We start from the raw sequence: 21266 nt of genomic DNA on the forward strand, positions 1-21266 counted from the left end.
ACACCTCCATGAGGGACGGAAAGGCCGGTTGCGCCCTTTTGACAGGGTTGGCAACCGGCCTGCACTGGACCGACAAGTGTACGACTTGCCCGCTCAGCGCGCGTTGAAGTATTTCGCCTCGGGGTGGTGGATGACGATCGCGTCCGTGGACTGCTCCGGGTGCAGCTGGAACTCCTCGGAGAGCTGCACGCCGATCCGCTCCGGCTCAAGGAGCTCGGCGATCTTCGCGCGGTCCTCCAGGTCGGGGCAGGCGCCGTAGCCGAGCGAGAAGCGCGCGCCGCGGTACTTCAGGGCGAACATGTCCTCGACGTCGGCGGGGTCCTCGCCGCCGAAGCCGAGCTCGGCGCGCACCCGCGCGTGCCAGTACTCGGCGAGCGCCTCGGCCAACTGCACGGACAGGCCGTGCAGTTCGAGGTAGTCGCGGTAGGAGTCGGCGGCGAAAAGCTCGGCCGTGGCCTCGCCGATCTTCGAGCCGACGGTGACGACCTGCAGGCCGACCACGTCGGTCTCGCCGGACTCCTGCGGGCGGAAGTAGTCCGCGAGGCACAGGCGCCGGCCGCGGCGCTGGCGCGGGAAGGAGAAGCGGGTGCGCTCGTTGCCCTGGTCGTCCAGGATGATCAGGTCGTCGCCCTTGGAGACGCAGGGGAAGTAGCCGTGCACGACGGCCGCCTCCAGCATGTTCTTGGTGTGCAGCTCGTCCAGCCAGCCGCGCAGCCGGGGCCGCCCCTCGCTCTCCACCAGCTCCTCGTACGAGGGCCCGTCACCCGTCCGGGCCTGTTTGAGGCCCCACTGGCCCTTGAACAGGGCGCCCTCGTCCAGCCAGGAGGCGTACTCCTTGAGCTGGATGCCCTTGACGACGCGGGTGCCCCAGAACGGCGGGGTGGGGACGGGGTTGTCGGTGGAGACGTCCGAGCGCGCGGGGCCCTCGTCCTCGGTGACCTCCAGGGCCGGGGTGTCCCGCTTGGCCACGCGGCGCTGCTTGAGCTCGGGCAGCGTGGCGCCGGGGACGCCGCGCTTGACCGCGATGAGGGCGTCCATCAGGCGCAGCCCCTCGAAGGCGTCGCGGGCGTAGCGGACCTCGCCCTCGTAGATCTCGTGGAGGTCCTGCTCGACGTACGCGCGGGTGAGCGCGGCGCCGCCGAGGATCACCGGGAAGTCGGCGGCCATCTTGCGCTGGTTGAGCTCCTCCAGGTTCTCCTTCATGATCACGGTCGACTTCACCAGGAGGCCGGACATGCCGATCACGTCGGCGCGGTGCTCGGCGGCGGCGTCCAGGATCGCGGCGACCGGCTGCTTGATGCCGAGGTTGACGACGTTGTAGCCGTTGTTGGACAGGATGATGTCGACGAGGTTCTTGCCGATGTCGTGGACGTCGCCGCGGACGGTGGCCAGGACGATGGTGCCCTTGCCCTCGGAGTCCGACTTCTCCATGTGCGGTTCGAGGTGGGCGACGGCGGTCTTCATGACCTCGGCGGACTGCAGCACGAAGGGCAGCTGCATCTGGCCGGATCCGAACAGCTCGCCGACGACCTTCATGCCCTCAAGGAGGGTGTCGTTGACGATGTCGAGCGCCGGGCGGGTCAGCAGGGCCTCGTCGAGGTCGGCGTCCAGGCCGTTCTTCTCGCCGTCGATGATGCGCCGCTTGAGGCGCTCGTCCAGCGGCAGGGCCATGAGCTCCTCGGCCTTGCCCGCCTTCATGGACTTCATGTTGACGCCCTCGAAGAGCTCCATGAGCTTTTGCAGGGGGTCGTAGCCCTCTTCGCGGCGGTCGTAGATCAGGTCGTGGGCGACCTTGACCTGCTCCTCGTCCAGGCGCGCGATCGGCAGGATCTTGGAGGCGTGCACGATCGCCGAGTCCAGGCCCGCCTTGACGCACTCGTCGAGGAAGACGGAGTTCAGGACGACGCGGGCGGCCGGGTTGAGACCGAAGGAGATGTTCGACAGGCCCAGGGTGGTCTGCACGTCCGGGTGGCGGCGCTTGAGCTCGCGGATCGCCTCGATGGTGGCGATGCCGTCGCCGCGGGACTCCTCCTGGCCGGTGCAGATGGTGAAGGTCAGGCAGTCGATGAGGATGTCCGACTCGTGGATGCCCCAGTTGCCGGTCAGGTCGTCGATGAGCCGCTCGGCGATGGCGACCTTGTGCTCGGCGGTGCGGGCCTGGCCCTCCTCGTCGATGGTCAGCGCGATCAGCGCGGCGCCGTGCTCCCTGGCGAGTGCGGTGACCTTCGCGAAGCGGGACTCGGGGCCGTCGCCGTCCTCGTAGTTGACGGAGTTGATGACGGCACGGCCGCCCAGCTTCTCCAACCCGGCCTGGATGACCGGCAGTTCGGTGGAGTCCAGGACGATGGGCAGGGTGGAGGCGGTGGCGAAGCGCCCGGCGAGCTCCGCCATGTCCTGGACGCCGTCGCGGCCGACGTAGTCGACGCACAGGTCGAGCATGTGCGCGCCCTCGCGGATCTGGTCGCGGGCCATCTCCACACAGTCGTCCCAGCGGCCCTCCAGCATGGCCTCGCGGAACTTCTTCGAGCCGTTGGCGTTCGTGCGCTCGCCGATGGCCAGGTAGGAGGTGTCCTGGCGGAAGGGCACGGTCTGGTAGAGCGAGGCGGCGCCCGGCTCGGGGCGCGGCTCGCGGCGGACCGTCTCCATGCCGCGCACGCGCTCGACGACCTGGCGCAGGTGCTCGGGGGTCGTGCCGCAGCAGCCGCCGACCAGGGAGAGGCCGTATTCGCGTACGAAGGTCTCCTGGGCGTCGGCAAGCTCCGCCTCGGTCAGCGGGTAGTGGGCGCCGTTCTTGCCCAGGACCGGCAGGCCCGCGTTGGGCATGCAGGAGATCGGCACGCGCGAGTGGCGGGCGAGATAGCGCAGGTGCTCGCTCATCTCGGCCGGGCCCGTGGCGCAGTTCAGGCCGATCATGTCGATGCCGAGCGGCTCCAGGGCGGTGAGCGCGGCGCCGATCTCCGAGCCGAGCAGCATCGTGCCGGTGGTCTCGACGGTGACCGAACAGATCAGCGGGAGGTTCGCGCCGGTGGCGTCCAGGGCGCGGCGGGCGCCGAGGATCGCGGACTTGGTCTGCAGCAGGTCCTGGGTGGTCTCCACCAGGAGGGCGTCGGCGCCGCCCGCGATCATGCCCTCGGCGTTGGTCTGGTAGGCGTCGCGAAGCACGGTGTACGGGGCGTGGCCCAGGGTCGGCAGCTTGGTGCCGGGGCCCATGGAGCCGAGGACCCAGCGCTGCTGCCCGGTCGACGCGGTGAACTCGTCGGCGACCTCGCGGGCGATGCGGGCGCCGGCCTCGGAGAGCTCGTAGTTCCGCTCGGGGATGTCGTACTCGCTCAGGGCGGCGAAGTTCGTGCCGAAGGTGTTCGTCTCGACGCAGTCGACGCCGACCGCGAAGTACTCCGCGTGGACCGAGCGGACGATGTCCGGGCGTGTCACGTTCAGGATCTCGTTACAGCCCTCGAGGTTCTGGAAGTCCTCGAGAGTGGGGTCCTGGGCCTGGAGCATCGTGCCCATCGCGCCGTCGGCCACCACCACGCGGGTGGCGAGGGCTTCGCGGAGGGCATCGGCTCGGGTTCCGTTCGAGCTGTTCGAGGAACCGGACGAGGGGGTAGGCAACGAGGCCATGAATGAGCTCCCAGAGGTGCGACGGCTGTCGGCTTTGCGCTTCGGAGGAAGGCGCACTCGGTCAGGGTAGCGGGACGAAGGTCGACAGCGCGCGAGTGTTCACGGGGCGGACGCCCCGCCCCCGTCCGCCCCCTCTTGAGGGGTGTGATTCGGTGCAGGACGGAAAACGGCGAGAAACACCGCTGCCCGCTCTGTCGCGGGAGGTCGACAACGACCGATAGTGTTCAGCATTGTCGAACGTTGGAGTCAGCGTTGGATCAGCGTTGGAGTCAGAGGGACGGAGGAAGGGGCTGCGATGGCACGCAACATCCAGTCGCTCGAGCGGGCTGCCGCGATGCTGCGGCTGCTCGCGGGCGGTGAGCGACGGCTCGGCCTCTCGGAGATCGCGTCCGCTCTTGGCCTCGCCAAGGGCACGGCCCACGGCATTCTGCGCACGCTGCAGGCGGAGGGCTTCGTCGAGCAGGACTCCGCGTCGGGCCGCTATCAGCTCGGCGCCGAGCTGCTGCGCCTGGGCAACAGCTACCTCGACGTGCACGAGCTGCGGGCCCGCGCCCTGGTGTGGACCGACGACCTGGCCCGCTCCAGCGGCGAGAGCGTCTATCTCGGCGTTCTGCACCAGCAGGGCGTTCTGATCGTGCACCACGTCTTCCGGCCCGACGACAGCCGCCAGGTCCTGGAGGTGGGGGCGATGCAGCCGCTGCACTCCACGGCGCTCGGCAAGGTGCTCGCCGCCTACGACCCGGTGGCGCACAGCGAGGCCGCGGAGGCCGACTGGCAGGCCTTCACCACGCGCACCCTGGTGGATCCCGAGGCCTTCGAGGGCATCCTGGATCTCACCCGCGCGCGGGGGTACGCCGCCGACGTCGAGGAGACGTGGGAGGGCATCGCCTCCGTCGCCGCGCCCATCCACGACCGGCGCCGCATGCCGGTCGGCGCCGTCGGCATCACCGGCGCCGTGGAGCGGGTCCGCAGGGACGGCGAGCTGCGCCCCGATCTGATCGCGGCCGTACGGGACTGCGCCCGCGCCGTGTCGCGGGACCTGGGCGCCGGGCGTTTCTAGGCCCGTCCGCCCCCAAGCCGACGCCGCCCGTCCGCCTCCGGCCGACGCCGCCCGCCCGCAGCCGCACGCGCCCCCTGCTCGACATGCAGGGGGCATTCTTCTGCGCGACGATCAATGCACCACATTTCGCCCGGCGGCGACCGCTGCCTCCACCGATAGCCCGAAACGATCAATAACGATCGTGTTTTCAATAACAGAACTCTTGACGGGCAAGTAACCACGGGGCGAGACTCGCGTCCATCGGTCGGCATTGTCGAACACCTACCGGCATTACGCGCTAGAGTGTGACAAGGCCAAGGGCCGGCAACGACCTCACCTGAGGTCGCGGACCACCGGAGGGACCCGGGGTTCGCCTTCCCCTGGACGAAGGACAAAGGAGTCGCGGGTGTCCAGCTCCGACATCTTCATCGGCGAGACCATCGGTACCGCCATTCTCATCCTGCTCGGCGGTGGTGTCTGCGCCGCCGTCACGCTCAAGGCCTCCAAGGCCAAGGACGCCGGCTGGCTCGCGGTCACCTTCGGGTGGGGCTTCGCGGTGCTGACCGGCGCCTACCTGGCAGGCGGCGTCTCGGGCGCCCACCTCAACCCGGCGGTCACCATCGGCCTCGCCATCGAGGGCGGCACGAAGTGGAGCGATGTCCCGCTCTACCTCGCCTCCCAGCTGCTCGGCGCGATGATCGGCGCCGTCCTGGTCTGGCTCACCTACCTGGGCCAGTTCAAGGCGCACCTCACCGACCCGGAGATCCTCGCGGCGCAGCCGATGGAGGAGGGCCTGGTGGACCAGAAGGCCGCGCCGAAGGCCGGCCCCGTGCTCGGCGTGTTCTCCACGGGACCCGAGATCCGCAACTACGCGCAGAACGTGCTCACCGAGATCATCGCGACGGTCGTCCTCGTCCTCGCGATCCTCACCCAGGGCCTGAACGACGACGGCAACGGCCTCGGCACGCTCGGCGCGCTGATCACCGCCCTCGTCGTGGTGAGCATCGGTCTCTCGCTCGGCGGCCCCACGGGCTACGCCATCAACCCGGTCCGTGACCTGGGCCCGCGCATCGTGCACTCGGTGCTTCCCCTGCCGAACAAGGGCAGCTCCGACTGGGCCTACGCGTGGGTGCCGGTCGCCGGTCCGCTGATCGGCGGCGCCATCGCCGGCGGCCTCTACAACCTCGCGTTCAAGTAGGACCGCGAACGCCGCCGATGACCGTCTGAGACAGACCGCCGAGCCAAGAAGACCAGGAGCACACCGTGACCACCGACGCACACACCGCAGGCCCCTTCATCGCGGCCATCGACCAGGGGACCACTTCCAGCCGCTGCATCGTCTTCGACAAGGACGGCCGAATCGTTTCGGTCGACCAGAAGGAGCACGAGCAGATCTTCCCGAAGCCGGGCTGGGTCGAGCACGACGCCACCGAGATCTGGACCAACGTCCAGGAAGTCGTGGCGAGCGCCATCTCGAAGGCGGGCATCACCCACGAGGACATCAAGGCGATCGGCATCACCAACCAGCGTGAGACCACGCTGCTCTGGGACAAGAACACCGGCGAGCCGGTGCACAACGCCATCGTCTGGCAGGACACCCGCACCGACGCCCTGTGCAAGGAGCTCGGCCGCAACGTCGGCCAGGACCGTTTCCGCCGCGAGACGGGCCTGCCGCTGGCCAGCTACTTCGCCGGTCCCAAGGCCCGCTGGCTGCTCGACAACGTCGAGGGCCTTCGCGAGCGCGCCGAGGCGGGCGACATCCTCTTCGGCACCATGGACTCCTGGGTCATCTGGAACCTGACCGGCGGTGTCAACGGCGGCAAGCACGTCACCGACGTCACCAACGCCTCGCGCACCATGCTGATGAACCTGCACAAGATGCAGTGGGACGAGAAGATCGCCGAGTCCATCGGCGTGCCGATGGCGATGCTCCCCGAGATCCGCTCCTCCGCCGAGGTCTACGGCGAGGTCACCGGCGGCAAGCTCGGCGACCTCCTGCCCGGCATCCCCGTCGCCTCCGCGCTCGGCGACCAGCAGGCGGCCCTCTTCGGCCAGACCTGTTTCGCCAAGGGCGAGGCCAAGTCCACGTACGGCACCGGCACCTTCATGCTGATGAACACCGGTGAGTCGGCCATCAACTCCTACTCGGGCCTGCTGACCACCGTCGGCTACCAGATCGGCGACCAGAAGCCGGTCTACGCCCTCGAGGGTTCCATCGCCGTCACCGGTTCGCTCGTGCAGTGGATGCGGGACCAGATGGGTCTGATCAACTCCGCCGCCGAGATCGAGACGCTCGCGTCCTCGGTCGAGGACAACGGCGGCGCGTACTTCGTACCGGCCTTCTCCGGCCTCTTCGCCCCGTACTGGCGCTCCGACGCCCGCGGTGTGATCGCCGGCCTCACCCGGTACGTCACCAAGGCGCACATCGCGCGCGCCGTCCTGGAGGCCACGGCCTGGCAGACCCGTGAGATCACCGACGCCATGACGAAGGACTCCGGCGTCGAGCTCACGGCCCTCAAGGTCGACGGCGGCATGACCTCCAACAACCTGCTGATGCAGACGCTCTCGAACTTCCTCGACGCGCCGGTGGTGCGCCCGATGGTGGCCGAGACGACCTGCCTCGGCGCCGCCTACGCCGCCGGTCTCGCCGTCGGCTTCTGGTCCGGCACCGACGAGCTGCGCGCCAACTGGCGCCGGGCCGCGGAATGGACCCCCCGCATGGACGCGGACACCCGCGCCCGTGAGTACAAGAGCTGGCTCAAGGCCGTAGAGCGTTCCATGGGCTGGCTCGACGAAAGTGGCGAGGAGTAAATCAACATGACCACCCTGCAGAGCGTCCCTGCCCTCGGGACGCATCCGGCTGCCGGTTCCAACCCGAGCCGCGCCGAGACCCGGGAGCAGCTTTCCAAGGCGACGTACGACCTCCTGGTGATCGGCGGCGGGATCCTGGGCATCTCCACCGCCTGGCATGCCGCGCAGTCGGGACTGCGGGTGGCCCTGGTGGACGCCGGTGACTTCGCCGGCGCCACCTCCTCCGCCTCCTCCAAGCTGCTCCACGGCGGTCTGCGCTACCTGCAGACCGGCGCGGTGAAGCTGGTCGCGGAGAACCACTTCGAGCGTCGCGCGGTCTCCCGTCAGGTGGCCCCCCACCTGGCGAACCCGCTCACCTTCTACCTGCCCGTCTACAAGGGCGGCCCGCACGGCGCCGCGAAGCTGGGCGCGGGCGTGTTCGCCTACAGCGCGCTGTCCGCCTTCGGCGACGGCGTCGGCCACCTGCTCAGCCCCTCGAAGGCCGCGCAGGACGTCCCGGAGCTGCGCACGGACAACCTCAAGGCCGTCGCCGTCTACGGCGACGACCAGATGAACGACTCCCGCATGGCCCTGATGACGGTCCGCGCGGCCGTCGAGGCCGGCGCCGTCGTCCTCAACCACGCCGAGGTCACCGGCCTTCGCTTCACCAGCGGCCGGGTCACGGGCGCGGAGCTCAAGGACCGCATGAGCGGTGACGAGTTCGGCGTCAACGCCCGTCTCGTGCTCAACGCGACCGGGCCGTGGGTCGACCACCTGCGCAAGATGGAGAACCCCGACGCGGCGCCCTCCATCCGCCTCTCCAAGGGCGCGCACCTGGTCCTCAAGCGCACCGCCCCCTGGAAGGCCGCGCTTGCCACGCCGATCGACAAGTACCGCATCACCTTCGCCCTGCCGTGGGAGGACATGCTCCTTCTCGGCACGACGGACGAGGAGTTCGAGGGCGACCCGGCCGACGTGAGCGTCACCGAGGCCGACACCGCGCAGATCCTGGACGAGGCCGCGTTCTCCATCCGCGACCAGCAGCTGTCCCGTGATCTGATCACGTACTCCTTCGCGGGTCTGCGCGTGCTGCCCGGCGGTCCCGGCGACACGTCGAAGGCCAAGCGCGAGACCGTCGTCACCGAGGGCGCGCGCGGCATGCTCTCCGTCGCGGGCGGCAAGTGGACGACCTTCCGCCACATCGGCCGTACGGTCATGAAGAAGCTGGAGTCGCTGCCGGGCCACCCGCTCGGGGACGACTACGAGCCGATTTCCGAGCTGCAGAAGCGGCTTCCGCTGCCCGGTATCGCCAACCCGCGCGCGGTCGCGCACCGTCTCCTGGTCGACGGCCCGGCCCCCGGCCCGCGCATGGCGGCCGACACCGCCAAGCACCTGGCGACGCACTACGGCTCGCTCTCCTTCGACATCGCCCGCCTGGCGAACGAGAACCCGGAGCTCGCCGAGCGCGTCTCGCCGGACGCCCCGGAGATCTGGGCCCAGGTCGTCTACGCCCGTGACCACGAGTGGGCCGAGACGGCGGACGACGTCCTGCGCCGCCGTACGACGCTGACGATCCGCGGCCTTGCCACGGACGACGTCCGCGCCAGGGTCCAGGACGTGCTCGACGGCAAGTAGGAATGGCTTGACGCAGGGGCGGCTCCGTTCGGGGCCGCCCTTCGGCGTGCCAGGGGCGGCCCGGACCGAGACGGTGCAGCGGCTCGCCGGGGAGGCCGCGCCGGTGGCCCGCCGCGGGGCTGCCCCGCCCCCGCTCGGGGACACCCCTCGGCGTACCCCGGCCCAGGTGGCCACCGGACGGCCCGGACCGAAACGGCGGCAGCGGCTCACCGGGGGCGCGCCGGTGGGTCGCCGTCCCCCGCTCGCGGACGCCGCGCGCAGGCGCCGGCGGGCCGCGCGTTACGATCCTGGCCCGTACGTGGTGGCCTGGTCGCCCCTCTTTCTGACGCGCCCGCAGGCGCCGCGAGCCGCCCCCGGTAGGAGCAGAACCCCCTCATGACGACGGACGCCCGTACGCTCACCGACGCGCTGCCCATCACCCGCGTCCCCCGCACCGGCCTGCCCACCCGTGCGGTCGTCGTCGGCGACCCGGCGCGCGCCACCGCCGTCGCCGACCTCCTCGACGACGCGAAGGAGGTGTCGTACCAGCGCGAGTACCGCACCTATACCGGCACCTGGCAGGGCACCCCCGTCGTCGTCGCCTCGCACGGCGTCGGCGCGCCCGGCGCGATGCTCCTCTTCCAGGAGCTCGCCGCGGCCGGCGTCACCACCATGCTGCGGCTCGGCACGGCGGGCGCGATCCGCCCCGGCATCCGCGACGGCGACCTGGTCATCGCGGACGCGGCGGTACGCGACGACGGCGTGACCCACCAGCTGATCCCCGCCGAGTACCCGGCGTTCGCCGCCCCCGAGGCGGTCATCGCGCTCCAGCGGGCGGCCCGCGCGGCCGACGCCCCTTGCCACCGCGGCGTGGTGTGGACGCGGGCCGCGTTCCAGCCCGGTTTTCTGCCGCTGCCCGGCGAGGCGTACGCGGCGGCCGGAATCGCGGCCATCGAGATGGAGGTCGCCGCGCTCTACGTCTTCGCGTCCACGCACGGCCTCACGGCGGGCGGCGCGCTGGTCGTCGACGGTGCCAACGCCGATGAACTCGTCGACGAGGAAGCCCCGCTCTCGACGGGCGGCTACGACCCGCACCGCGATGTGGTGGCCGAGGGAGTCCGCCGGGGCGCCCGGATAACCTTGGACGCCCTGCGCCTGCTGGCCGCCACGGAACACTGACCCACCACGGAACACTGACCCGCGGCGGCACACCGGCCCGCGACGGAGCACTGACCCGCGACACGGCACCGAGCCGCGGCAGTGCACCGGAGCCGTACTCGAACCACCTCACGGAGATCTGAACCGATGCACCCCACTGACCTGCCGGCCCGGGACCGGGGCAGCTCAAGCTCCGTGGATCTCCTGGTGCACGGCGGCGACATCCTCACCGTCGACGCGTCGGGCACGATCGTGCCCGACGGTGCCGTCGCCGTCCGCGACGGCCGGATCGTCGAGGTGGGCCGGCCGAGCGGCTGCGGGCCGCCTACGACGCCGCCGACGAACTCGACGCCCGCGGCTGTCTCGTCCTGCCGGGTCTGATCAACACGCACACCCACCTCGCGATGACGCTGTTCCGCGGCATCGCCGACGACGTCACGCTCCAGGGCTTCCTGGCGCGGGTGATCCCGGCCGAGGCCGCGGGCCTCTCGCCGGAGACGGTGGAGGCGGGCATCCGGGGCGCGATCGCGGAGTCCGTACGGGGCGGGGTCACCACCGCCCTCGACATGTACTGGTTCCACGAGGCGGCCGAGGCGGTGGCACGCGACGCGGGATGGCGGCTGTTGACAGGGCCCACCTTCATGGACGTACCGGGACCGCCGGACGGCCGCGCCTACGCCGACCGGCTCGGCTGGGCGGCGGCGGACCTGGCCGCCCGCACCCCCGCGCCGGGCACCCGCCCGGTGATCTTCGCGCACTCGGCGTACACCCTGGGGCCCGAGCAGCTGACGGCGATCAGCGCGCTCGCCCGCGAGCACGGCGCCCTGCTGCACCTGCACGCCGCCGAGAACGCGGGCGAGGTGGAGATGGTCACCGAGCAGCACGGCATGCGCCCCGTGGAGCTGCTCGACTCGCTCGGCATTCTCGGCCCGGACACGCTGCTCGCCCACGCGGTCGACCTGACGGACGGGGAGATAGCGGCCATCGCCCGCACCGGTACGGCGATCGCGCACTGCCCGGTGTCGAACCTGAAGCTGGGCTGCGGCATAGCGCGCGTCCCCGACCTGTTCGAGGCGGGCGTCACGGTGGGCCTCGGCACGGACGGCGCGGTGAGCTCCAACACGCTGGACCTCCTCGGCGCGGTGCGGCTCGCCGCGCTCGTGCACAAGGCGGGCGGCGACCCGACCGCGGTCGGCGCCGAGCAGGCCGTGCGGATGGCGACCGTCGAGTCCGCGCGGGCCCTCGGCCTGGCCGACCAGCTGGGCTCCCTGGAGCGGGGCAAGCGAGCCGACCTGATCGTCCTCGACCTCAGCCGTCCGCATCTCGCCCCGCGGCACGACCCGTGGTCGATGCTGGCGTACGCGGCAGCGTCCTCCGACGTCAGGGACACGGTGGTCGACGGTCGTGTCCTGATGCGGGGCCGTACGCTGGAGACACTGGACGAGCGGCGGGCGCTGCGAGCCCTGCGGGACGCGGCGGCCTGCGCGGCACCCGTCCCCGCGAGCAGGACAAGCACCTCCGAAGCGGCAAGCACCGTATGACCATCGAGCACCGCACGACAACGAGCACCGCAGCACAACGAGCACCGCATGACAACGAGCACCGTATGACCATCGAACCCACCCGCGGCTTCACCGGCCGCGCCCGCGCCGCCGACCGCGACCCGCGACTGCCTCCCGGGCAGTACGACGCGGCGGACGGCTGGCCCGTCCTGTCCGCCGAGGTGACCCCTCAGCTGACGGCGGCGGAGTGGACGTTCCGCGTGGACGGCCTCGTCACGTCCCCCCGCACCTGGACATGGGACGAGGCGCACGCGCTGCCCGCGTCGGAGTACCGCGGGGACATCCACTGCGTGACCAGCTGGTCCAAGTTCGGGGTGCGCTTCGGCGGGGTGAGCCTGGACGCGTTCCTGGAGGCAGCGGGCCCGCGCACGGAGGCCACGCACGTCGTCGCGTACTCGCACACCGGGTACACCACGAGCCTGCCTCTCTCCGACGTGACGGGCGGCAAGGCGTGGATCGCCTGGGAGTACGGGGACGGCCCGCTGCCTCCCGAGCACGGCGGCCCGGCACGCCTGATCGTCCCGCACCTCTACTTCTGGAAGAGCGCGAAGTGGGTGGCGGGCCTGCGGCTCCTGGACCACGACGAGCCCGGCTTCTGGGAGCAGAACGGCTACCACCACCGGGGAAACCCCTGGCGCGAGGAGCGTTACGCCGGTGACTGACTCCGTGACCGACTTGACCGGCACTTTCGTCCCCCCGACGCGGTTCGCCGTGCCGGGGCGGATCGAGGTGAGCGAGCGCGCCGCGGCCCAGTGGCAGCGGGCGGTGGTGGTGGACGTCCGGCGCGAGAACGCGGCGGGCACGGTGTCGAGCTTCCGTCTCAAGGTGCCGCACTGGCACGGGCATCTGCCGGGCCAGCATCTGATGCTGCGGCTGACGGCACAGGACGGGTACGTGGCCCAGCGCCACTACTCGATCGCCTCTCCTCCCCGGGACGCGGGCCCGGGCGGCGGCGAGATCGAGCTGACTTTGGACCACGTGCCGGGCGGCGAGGTGTCCGGGCATCTGCACACGGTCGCGCGCGTCGGTGACGTGGTGGAGGTGCGGGGGCCGCTGTCCGGTTTCTTCGCCTGGCCGGGCGACCGTCCCGCGCTGCTCCTCGGGGCGGGCTCCGGTGTGGTTCCGCTGATGTCGATGCTGCGGCACTGGCGGGAAGCGGCGCGTCCGGTGCCGCTGCGGCTCCTGGTCTCGGCGCGTACGCAGGAGGACCTGATCTATCCGGACGAGTACGGCGACGAGACCACGGTCGTCCTTACGCGGACGGAGGGCAGGCTGAGCGCAGAGCACCTGGCGCCACTGCTCGGCGCCGGGCAGCCGCCGGGGGGCTGGGAGGCATACATCTGCGGCTCGAACGGCTTCGCCGAGCACGCGTCGCGACTACTGGTGACCGGCGGCCAGCCGGTCGACCGCATCCGCATCGAGCGGTTCGGGTAGCGGTGCGGTTACGGCGCTTCAGCCCGTCCGGCGCTTGGATTTCAGCCCGTCCGGCGCTTGAGGACGAGCTCGGCCGAGCCGGTGTACGGAGATCTTGGCCCCGGGAGAAGTAGGTATTCGCGGGACCTCGTGCACGACAGCGCGGGAACAAGCCATACTCGTCCGATACATCGGATGTCTTCTGGCTTGCGAGGCGAGGTCCCCATGGCTGTCACCGACGAGGCCATCGAAAAGATCAAGGGCATGATCGTCTCCGGTGCGCTGCGCCCCGGCGACCGACTGCCCAAAGAGAGCGAACTCGCCGCCGACCTCGGCCTTTCCCGCAACTCGCTGCGCGAGGCGGTACGCGCCCTCTCGCTGATCCGCATCCTCGACGTACGCCAGGGCGACGGCACGTACGTCACGAGCCTGGACCCGCAGCTGCTTCTGGAGGCGCTGAGCTTCGTCGTCGACTTCCACCGCGACGACACGGTCCTCGAGTTCCTCGCGGTGCGCCGCATCCTGGAGCCGGCCGCCACGGCCATGGCCAGCGCCCGCATCACCGAGGCCGAACTCGACGTGCTGAGCGCCCAGTTGGACGCCCTCGGGGCGGCGCCGTCGGTGGAGGAACTGGTCGCCTGTGACCTGGAGTTCCACCGCGGCATCGTCCAGTCGTCGGGCAACTCCGTGCTCTGCTCCCTCCTGGACGGCCTCTCCGGGCCCACCACCAGGGCCCGCATCTGGCGCGGCCTCACCCAGGAGGACGCGGTCAGCAGGACCCTGCACGAGCACCGCGCGATCCTCGCCGCACTGCGCGACCGCGACGCCGAGGCGGCCAGGTCGTGGGCGACGGTGCACATCGCGAGCGTGGAGCAGTGGCTGCGTTCCACGCTGTGAAGCAGGGCGCCGAGGGAGTGCGCCGGCCTCCCGCGGGGCAGTGATCCGGTCACCGGAGCCCCCGCGAGGGGGCTGCGGAGGGCCCCGCCGGACGCCGTAAGGTTGGGGCGTACGTAAAGGACATCGGAAGGAGGCCTGGGTGATCGAGCTCGAGGGAGTTCCCGAGCTGGTCGACCCGGTCATGGTGGCCGCGTTCGAGGGCTGGAACGACGCCGGCGACGCCGCCTCCACCGCGGTCGCGCATCTCGACAAGGAGTGGAAGGGCGAGGTCTTCGCGGCACTGGACGCCGAGGACTACTACGACTTCCAGGTCAACCGCCCCACGGTCTTCCTGGAAGGCGGCGTCCGCAAGATCACCTGGCCGACGACCCGGCTCTCGGTGGTCCGCGTGGGCGGCGACAAACCGCGCGACCTCGTGCTGGTCCGCGGGATCGAGCCGTCGATGCGCTGGCGGTCGTTCTGCAACGAGATCCTGGGCTTCGCCCACGAGCTCGGCGTGGAGCTCGTGGTGATCATGGGCGCGCTGCTCGGCGACACCCCGCACACCCGCCCCGTGCCGGTCAGCGGCGTCACCTCCGACCCGGACCTGGCGCGCACCATGGACCTGGAGGAGACCAAGTACGAAGGCCCGACGGGCATCGTCGGCATCCTCCAGGAGGCGTGCACGCACGCGGGCGTCCCGGCGGTGAGCCTGTGGGCGGCCGTCCCGCACTACGTGTCGCAGCCGCCGAACCCGAAGGCCACCCTCGCGCTTCTGAACCGCCTCGAAGACCTCATCGGGCTACGGATCCCGCTGGGCGACCTCGCCGAGGACGCCCGCGCCTGGCAGGTGGGCGTGGACCAGCTGGCGGCCGAGGACAGCGAGGTCGCCGAGTACGTCCAGTCGCTCGAGGAGGCGCGGGACACGGCCGAGCTGCCCGAGGCGAGCGGCGAGGCGATCGCCCGCGAGTTCGAGCGCTATCTGCGGCGGCGCGACGGCGGCGGCGGTCCGCCGCAGGCGGGCGGACACGCCACGGACGGCGGCGAGCGCACACGGCCGCCGAAGCGGCAGCCCCGCACCGAGCCGGGCCCGGGTCCGGAAGAGCCGGTGCAGGAGCAGCGGCAGGAGCCGGAACCGCATCCGGGGCCGGAGCTGGACGAGGAAAGCAGCGGCGAATCCGGACCGTCTGATTCCTCCGAGGACCGCGAGGACTGACGAGAGCGACGGCATCGTGTGGGGCGGCATCCGGAGGGATGCCGCCCCACAGCTTTGCCCCGTTACTGCTCCGCCCCGTTACTGCTTTACCCCGTCACTGCTCTGTGCCCGGTGGCGTATGGCCGGTATCAGGCGTGACATCTCCTTCCGGACGAATTGCACGGGGTTCCCTCAAAGCCTTGATTTCAAACGTAGTTGGGGCAAAGGGGGTGGACGAGCCCGCCCGGCGGTAGCAGGGTGTGCCCCGGAGTGCGCGGCCACAGCGCACAGCACGGCATCCCCAGGACCGAAGGGAGCGGTGAAGCGATGACCGACCAGGTAACGCCCGCAGGGGGACCGGGAGAAAGCGGCCCCGGCCCCGACGGGGCGGGATTCACCTACCGTGCGTCCGAGCAGGAGCTGATCGTCGTCGCGCGGCCCGAGGCCCGGCTGCGTGCCGGGAGCGAGGGCGTCCGCTCGGCGGCGGGCTCCGACGTATCGGCCCTGAACATGTTCCTCGGCGACGAACAGCTCACCCTGGAGCCGCTGTTCGGCAACGAGGAACGCCTGCACTCCGCGGCCCGTGACCGCGCCGGCACGGACGACGGCGCCGACCTGCCGGACCTGGCGCTCTTCTACCGGGTGCGGGGCGGCGAGAGCAGGGCCCCGGAGCTGCGCTCGCGGATGGCGGCGCTGCCGGGGATCGACACGGCGTACGTCAAACCGGGCGCCGTGCCGGCGACGATCGACTCGCCCGACATCCGCGAGGGCGGAAACCGCAAGGAAGGCGCCCCCGTCACCCCCGACTTCACCGGCCGCCAGGGCTATCTGCGCCCGGCGCCCGAGGGCGTGGACGCGCACTGGGCGTGGCAGCGGCTCGGCGGCTCCGGCGAGGGCATCACGGTGATCGACATCGAGGGCGCCTGGCAGCTGGGTCACGAGGACCTGACCGGCAAGCTCTCCGGCGTGGTCATCGGCGCCCCCATCCAGGACCTGGCCTGGCGCAATCACGGCACCGCGGTGATCGGCGTGATCGGCGGCGACCGCAACCACATGGGCATCAGCGGCATCGCGCCCGAGGCCACGACCGCGGCGGCCTCCTTCCAGCCCCTCGGCACCGCGGCCACGATCCACGCGGCGGCGGAGCGGCTCGGCCCCGGTGACATCGTGCTGATCGAACTGCACCGGCCGGGACCGCGCTTCGACTTCGAGCCGCGCGACGACCAGCGGGGCTACATCGCGCTCGAGTGGTGGCCGGACGACTACGCGGCGATCCGCCACGCCACCGCGAAGGGCGTCATCGTCGTCGAAGCGGCGGGCAACGGCGCGGACTCCCTGGACGACGCGGTGTACGAGCGCAGGCCCGACGAGTTCCCCGGGTACTGGCGCAACCCCTTCAACCCCTCCAACCGGCCCTCGCGCGCCGTCCTGGTCGGCGCGGGCGCACCGCCGCCCGGCACGCACGGCCGCGACCACGGCCCCGACCGCTCGCGCCTGGCGTTCTCCAACTACGGCGCCCGCGTGGACGCCCAGGGCTGGGGTCGCGAGACCACCACGACCGGCGGCTCCTGGAACCAGCCGGGCGATCTGCAGGGCGGCGCCGAGGAGATCGCCTGGTACACGGACACGTTCTCCGGCACCTCGTCCGCCTCGCCGGTCGTCGTCGGCGCCCTTGCCTGTCTGCAGGGCATGCTGAAGGCCGCGGGCCAGCAGCTGATGTCGCCGGACCGGGCGCGCGCGATGTTGCGCTCGACGGGCTCACCGCAGCAGGACGCGCCGGGCCGGCCCGCCTCCCAGCGGATCGGCAACCGCCCCGACATCAGGTCGGCGGTCACGAACCTGCTGCCCTCGGCGGTGGGCTCCGGGCAGGCCGAGCGCTACTGGGACGAGCTGATCCCCTATCCCCGCGAACTCCCGCCCCGCCTGCGGCTCTTCGTCGCCGGCGAGTGGCGCAACCTGAACAACCCGTCCGCCGACATCCGTCAGGCGGTGCACGCCGCCTTCGCGGGCGGGCACCCCGACGTACGCGTCTGGTTCTCGGACGACGAGGTCGTCGGCCTGGTCGTCACGGGCTGAGGCACCCGCGTGACGCGTGACGCCGGAGCACCACGCGCATCGCTGAAGCACCCCAACCATTGAGGGAAGGTGGCACCCGCATGAGCACCACCCCGTACATGAGTCCCGTGCAACAGCAAGGCCAGCAGTACGGACCTCAGCAGGAGTTCGGCCCCCAGCAGGGCCAGCAGCAGGCACAGCAGCAAGGTCAGCAGCAGGAACCGAGTACCGCGCCGCCGCAGCAGTTCGGGCAGCAGCAGTTCGGGCAGCAGGCCGGCCAGCAGCCGTTCGGCCGGCAGGGCATGTCCGGCATGCAGGGGATGCAGGGACAGCAGGGCATGCAGGGCGCGTCCGGTATGCCGGGCATGCAGGGGCAGCAGGGCATGCAGGGCACGTCCGGTATGCCGGGCATGCAGGGGCAGCAAGGCACGCAGCACGTGCCGCCGCAACTGCACCAGCAGTTGCAGCAGCTCGGCCGGCAGCAGCCGTTCCAGCAACTGCTCCAGCAGTTCGGCCAGGAGCAGGTCCCGCAGGCCCGGGCGCCCCAGATCTCCACGCAGGCGCTCGCCTCGAACGTCGCCACGTCGTTCTGGGACGTCGTCCAGCCCCTCCCCGGCCAGGCTTCGATGCTCCATCTGTTCGTCGACAACGACTGGCGGGTGTTCGTCAACCCCAGCCCGCAGACCCACGACGAGGTCCAGGAGGCGTTCGCCTTCGGGCAGACGGTGATCGGCTACTACGACACCAACAACCCCGCGTACCTGCTGGCCATCGTGGTCACCAAGTGACGGTCACCGCCGTCGCGTGAAGCGTGAACAGACGGCGGCGCCGGGCGGAGACCTCCCCGCCCGGCGCCGCTGTCTGGCTCGGTGCCTACAGGGCCACGCCAAGCAGTGCGTCGACGGCGCGCGACACGACGCCGGGGGCGCCCTCGTCCGTGCCTCCCTCGGCGTCCTGGCGGGCGGCCCAGCGGTCCACGGCGGCGAGTGCGGCCGGAGAGTCCAGGTCGTTCGCGAGGGCTTCGCGGATCTCCTCGACCAGTTCCCCGGCGCCGGGGCCGTCGGGGCGTGAGACGGCGGCACGCCACCGGGCGAGCCGCTCCTCGGCCTCGGTCAGGACGGAGCCGGTCCACTCCCAGTCCGCGCGGTAGTGGTTGGCCAGGAGCGCGAGGCGGATGGCGGCCGGGTCGGTGCCGTCCCGCCGCAGCTTCGACACGAAGACGAGGTTGCCCTTGGACTTGGACATCTTCTCGCCGTCCAGGGCGACCATGCCCGCGTGGACGTACGCCTTGGCGAACGGGTGCTCACCGGTGAGGGCCTGCGCGTGCGAGGCGCCCATCTCGTGGTGCGGGAACGCCAGGTCGGATCCGCCGCCCTGCACGTCGAAGCCCATTCCCAGGTGGTCGAGGGCGATGGCCACACACTCGATGTGCCAGCCGGGGCGGCCACGGCCGAGGGATGCGCCGTCCCAGCTCGGCTCGCCCTCGCGGGCCGCCATCCAGAGCATCGGGTCGAGCGGGTCCTTCTTGCCCGGACGCTCCGGGTCACCGCCGCGCTCGGCGGAGAGCAGCTTCATCGCGGCGGCGTCGAGGCCGGAGACCTCACCGAAGTGGGGGTCGGAATCGACGGAGAAGTAGACGTCACCCTCCAGGTCATAGGCGGCGCCCATGTCCCGGAGGCGTTCGACGAGCGGCACGATGCCGGGTATCGCCTCGACGGCTCCGATGTAGTGCTGCGGCGGAAGCAGCCGCAGGGCGGTCATGTCCTCGCGGAACAGGGCGGTCTCGCCCTCGGCGAGCTCGACCCAGTCCTTTCCGTCGCGGGTGGCGCGTTCCAGGAGCGGGTCGTCCACGTCGGTCACGTTCTGGACGTAATGAACCTGCCGCTTGGTGTCGAGCCACACGCGCTGCACGAGGTCGAACGCGTTGTAGGTCGCCGCGTGACCCATGTGGGTCGCGTCGTACGGAGTGATGCCGCAGACGTAGATACGGGCGACGGGACCGGGGTCAAGGGTGACGAGACCGCCGGTCGCGGTGTCGTGGATCCGGAGGTCGCGGCCCTTGCCGGGCAGGGCGGGGACCTCAGAAGCGGGCCAGGCATGCATGCCATGAGCCTAACCGGACGGAGCGTCCGCATACGAGCGGGGGATCTAGGTTTATCCGGTCGGGAACGCCTCGGACCAGCAGCCACACCCCCGAGGGCCGGAAATTTTCCTCCCGCCCACCCGCCTGTTCCCCTCGCATCGAGACCCGACAACCCCCCTCCGCCTCATCGCGGACAGGCGTCCCGCAGAGCATTCGGGCTGCCTCCCCTGATCGGGCGAAGCCGAGATCTCGGGGAAGGCAGAGTGCCGGGCGCAATCGAAGCCGCAGGGCACAGGCGAACCGGCGGTACGCAAACAGAACCCGGCAGGGCCGCCCCGGCAGACCCGGCAGAGCCAACCCGCCACCCACGCCAGGGCTAAACCGGCGGCCACGGAATGGCTGGCCACTCCCCGCCGGGTACGGGATGCTTTCCGGATGCCAGCAGCGCGGCGACCCGCGCGCGGACCGCGTCCACCTCGGCGCCCGTGATGAGCTCCCCGAGGCGCAGGGCCAGCGGCGCATCCGCCGCGAGGCCGTCCCGCAGGGACTCCAGGACCCCCACCGCCTCGGCGGTCAGCGGCTCCCCCGCCCACCCCCACAGCAGCGTCCGCAGCTTGTCCTCGGCGTTGAACGTGACCCCGTGGTCGATCCCGTACAGCCGGCCGGCATCGGTCAGCAGATGCCCGCCCTTGCGGTCGGCGTTGTTGATCACCGCGTCGAGCACGGCGAGCCGCCGCAGCCGCTCGTCGTCCGCGTGCACGAGAAGAGCCGTCCGTCCCTCCCCCACATCGGCGAAGCCGATCGCCTTCCAGCCCTCGCCGGGCTCCGCGCCTTCGACGAGGGCGAGCAGCTCCCCGCCGTCCTCGGCGGACTCGGGGTCCGTGTCGGAGCCCTCGATCCACAGCTGGCACATGCCCTCGCCGGCGGGCCCGTCCCGCAGCACGGTCGGCGGGACAAGGCCCCACCCCGTCGCCTCGGAGACCTCGTACGCCGCCACCTCGCGCTGCGCGAGTGTTCCGTCGGGGAAATCCCACAGGGGACGCTCACCGGCGACCGGCTTGTAGACGCAGGCGGCTTCCCGGCCGTCGTACGAGACGGAGCAGTAGAGCACCGCGTTCGAGGCCTCGCGGATCCGCCCGCGCACGGTCAGCTCACCCCGGGTGAGCAGCTCCATGACGTCGGTGCCGGAGGCGACGCTCACGCGCCCCGCCGGTATCCGTTCTGCCGCGGGCATACGTGTCCTTCCGGGTCGAGCGGGAGGCTGCACAACGGGCACGGCGGCCGCCCCGCGTTCACGACGTCGAGGGCGCGCTTGGCGAACGCGCGCGCCTGCGCCCCGGTGAGCCGCACGCGCAGCATCGGCGGCCCGTTCTCCTCGTCCTGCAGAAGCCTTTCCTCGGCTTCCGCGAGATCCTCGTCGGACTCGGCGTCCAGCTCGACGAGGGCCTGCGCCTCGACGATCATCCGCTCCTCGTCGCCGTCCCAGGCGAGCGCCATCGTGCCGACGCGGAACTCCTCCTCGACGGGCGAGTCGAGCGGCGCACTGTCGGTGACGTCGGCGGAGGCGACGGCGGGCACCGGCGTGTTGCCGCCGCTGCGGCGCACGACCTCGTCGAGCAGCTCTTCCATGCGTTCGGCGAGCGCGGCCACCTGGGTCTTCTCCAGGGCGACACTGGTCACCCGGACTCCGGCGGAGGCCTGGAGGAAGAAGGTACGCCGGCCGGGGAGCCCGACCGTTCCGGCCACGAAGCGTTCCGGCGGGTCGTAGAGGAACACCTGACGCGACACGTCCTGTCTCCATTGGGATCGACTGCGATTGATCACTTGCGCTTGTTCGTACGCGACGAATGCACCCTACTT

General features: G+C 71.2%; 15 protein-coding genes and 1 pseudogene. 12 read left to right on the top strand and 4 right to left on the bottom strand.

Annotated features, from left to right (window positions below; genetic code table 11):
• Window positions 1-93: 93 nt before the first annotated feature.
• Window positions 94-3621 carry a methionine synthase gene (gene metH / locus IE226_RS19885; RefSeq protein ID WP_190082636.1) on the bottom strand — a complete coding sequence of 1176 codons (3528 nt, stop codon included), beginning with the start codon at window positions 3619-3621 and terminating at the stop codon, window positions 94-96.
• A 295-nt stretch (window positions 3622-3916) separates the two neighbouring features.
• Between metH and IE226_RS19890 the strand changes: the two genes are divergently transcribed.
• From IE226_RS19890 to IE226_RS19945, 12 genes and pseudogenes are all read left to right on the top strand, one after another.
• Window positions 3917-4681, top strand: a complete 765-nt coding sequence (locus IE226_RS19890; RefSeq protein ID WP_190082637.1) for an IclR family transcriptional regulator — start codon at window positions 3917-3919, stop codon at window positions 4679-4681.
• A 385-nt stretch (window positions 4682-5066) separates the two neighbouring features.
• A complete protein-coding gene (locus tag IE226_RS19895) occupies window positions 5067-5858 on the top strand; it encodes an MIP/aquaporin family protein (RefSeq protein ID WP_190082638.1) in 792 nt (263 codons plus the stop codon).
• A 65-nt stretch (window positions 5859-5923) separates the two neighbouring features.
• Window positions 5924-7471, top strand: coding sequence for a glycerol kinase GlpK (glpK, locus tag IE226_RS19900; protein WP_190082639.1), 1548 nt, complete (start codon window positions 5924-5926; stop codon window positions 7469-7471).
• A gap of 6 nt (window positions 7472-7477) precedes the next feature.
• Window positions 7478-9085: a glycerol-3-phosphate dehydrogenase/oxidase gene (locus tag IE226_RS19905; protein WP_190082640.1), complete on the top strand. Its 1608-nt coding sequence runs from the start codon at window positions 7478-7480 to the stop codon at window positions 9083-9085.
• Window positions 9086-9460: 375 nt separating this feature from the next.
• Window positions 9461-10243, top strand: coding sequence for a nucleoside phosphorylase (locus IE226_RS19910; RefSeq protein WP_190082641.1), 783 nt, complete (start codon window positions 9461-9463; stop codon window positions 10241-10243).
• 126 nt (window positions 10244-10369) lie between these two features.
• Window positions 10370-11763: pseudogene (locus IE226_RS19915) on the top strand (amidohydrolase).
• Between the two features lie 71 nt (window positions 11764-11834).
• Complete coding sequence (locus IE226_RS19920) at window positions 11835-12446, top strand: sulfite oxidase-like oxidoreductase (RefSeq protein WP_190082800.1); 612 nt, start codon at window positions 11835-11837, stop codon at window positions 12444-12446.
• 13 nt (window positions 12447-12459) lie between these two features.
• The gene (locus IE226_RS19925; protein WP_190082799.1) at window positions 12460-13218 is read left to right on the top strand and encodes an FAD-binding oxidoreductase; all 759 of its coding nucleotides are present in this window, start codon (window positions 12460-12462) and stop codon (window positions 13216-13218) included.
• 204 nt (window positions 13219-13422) lie between these two features.
• On the top strand, window positions 13423-14094 hold the full coding sequence (locus IE226_RS19930; RefSeq protein WP_190082642.1) for a FadR/GntR family transcriptional regulator: 672 nt from the start codon (window positions 13423-13425) through the stop codon (window positions 14092-14094).
• Window positions 14095-14233: 139 nt separating this feature from the next.
• Window positions 14234-15289, top strand: coding sequence for a PAC2 family protein (locus tag IE226_RS19935; protein WP_190082643.1), 1056 nt, complete (start codon window positions 14234-14236; stop codon window positions 15287-15289).
• Between the two features lie 306 nt (window positions 15290-15595).
• Entirely contained in the window at window positions 15596-17344 is a 1749-nt protein-coding gene (locus tag IE226_RS19940; RefSeq protein ID WP_190082644.1) for a S8 family peptidase, read from the top strand.
• 80 nt (window positions 17345-17424) lie between these two features.
• Entirely contained in the window at window positions 17425-18111 is a 687-nt protein-coding gene (locus IE226_RS19945) for a hypothetical protein (protein ID WP_190082645.1), read from the top strand.
• Window positions 18112-18196: 85 nt separating this feature from the next.
• Here the strand turns inward: IE226_RS19945 and mshC are convergent, their stop codons facing one another.
• The 3 genes from mshC to IE226_RS19960 all read right to left on the bottom strand — a co-directional run bounded on the left by mshC (window position 18197) and on the right by IE226_RS19960 (window position 21194).
• The gene (gene mshC / locus IE226_RS19950) at window positions 18197-19426 is read right to left on the bottom strand and encodes a cysteine--1-D-myo-inosityl 2-amino-2-deoxy-alpha-D-glucopyranoside ligase (protein WP_190082646.1); all 1230 of its coding nucleotides are present in this window, start codon (window positions 19424-19426) and stop codon (window positions 18197-18199) included.
• 356 nt (window positions 19427-19782) lie between these two features.
• On the bottom strand, window positions 19783-20640 hold the full coding sequence (locus IE226_RS19955) for an SCO1664 family protein (RefSeq protein ID WP_190082647.1): 858 nt from the start codon (window positions 20638-20640) through the stop codon (window positions 19783-19785).
• Window positions 20604-21194 carry a DUF3090 domain-containing protein gene (locus IE226_RS19960; protein ID WP_190082648.1) on the bottom strand — a complete coding sequence of 197 codons (591 nt, stop codon included), beginning with the start codon at window positions 21192-21194 and terminating at the stop codon, window positions 20604-20606. The genes IE226_RS19955 and IE226_RS19960 overlap by 37 nt, the downstream gene beginning before the upstream one ends.
• Window positions 21195-21266 lie beyond the last annotated feature (72 nt).

The organism is Streptomyces longisporoflavus (genome assembly GCF_014649775.1).
GTDB lineage: Bacteria > Actinomycetota > Actinomycetes > Streptomycetales > Streptomycetaceae > Streptomyces > Streptomyces longisporoflavus.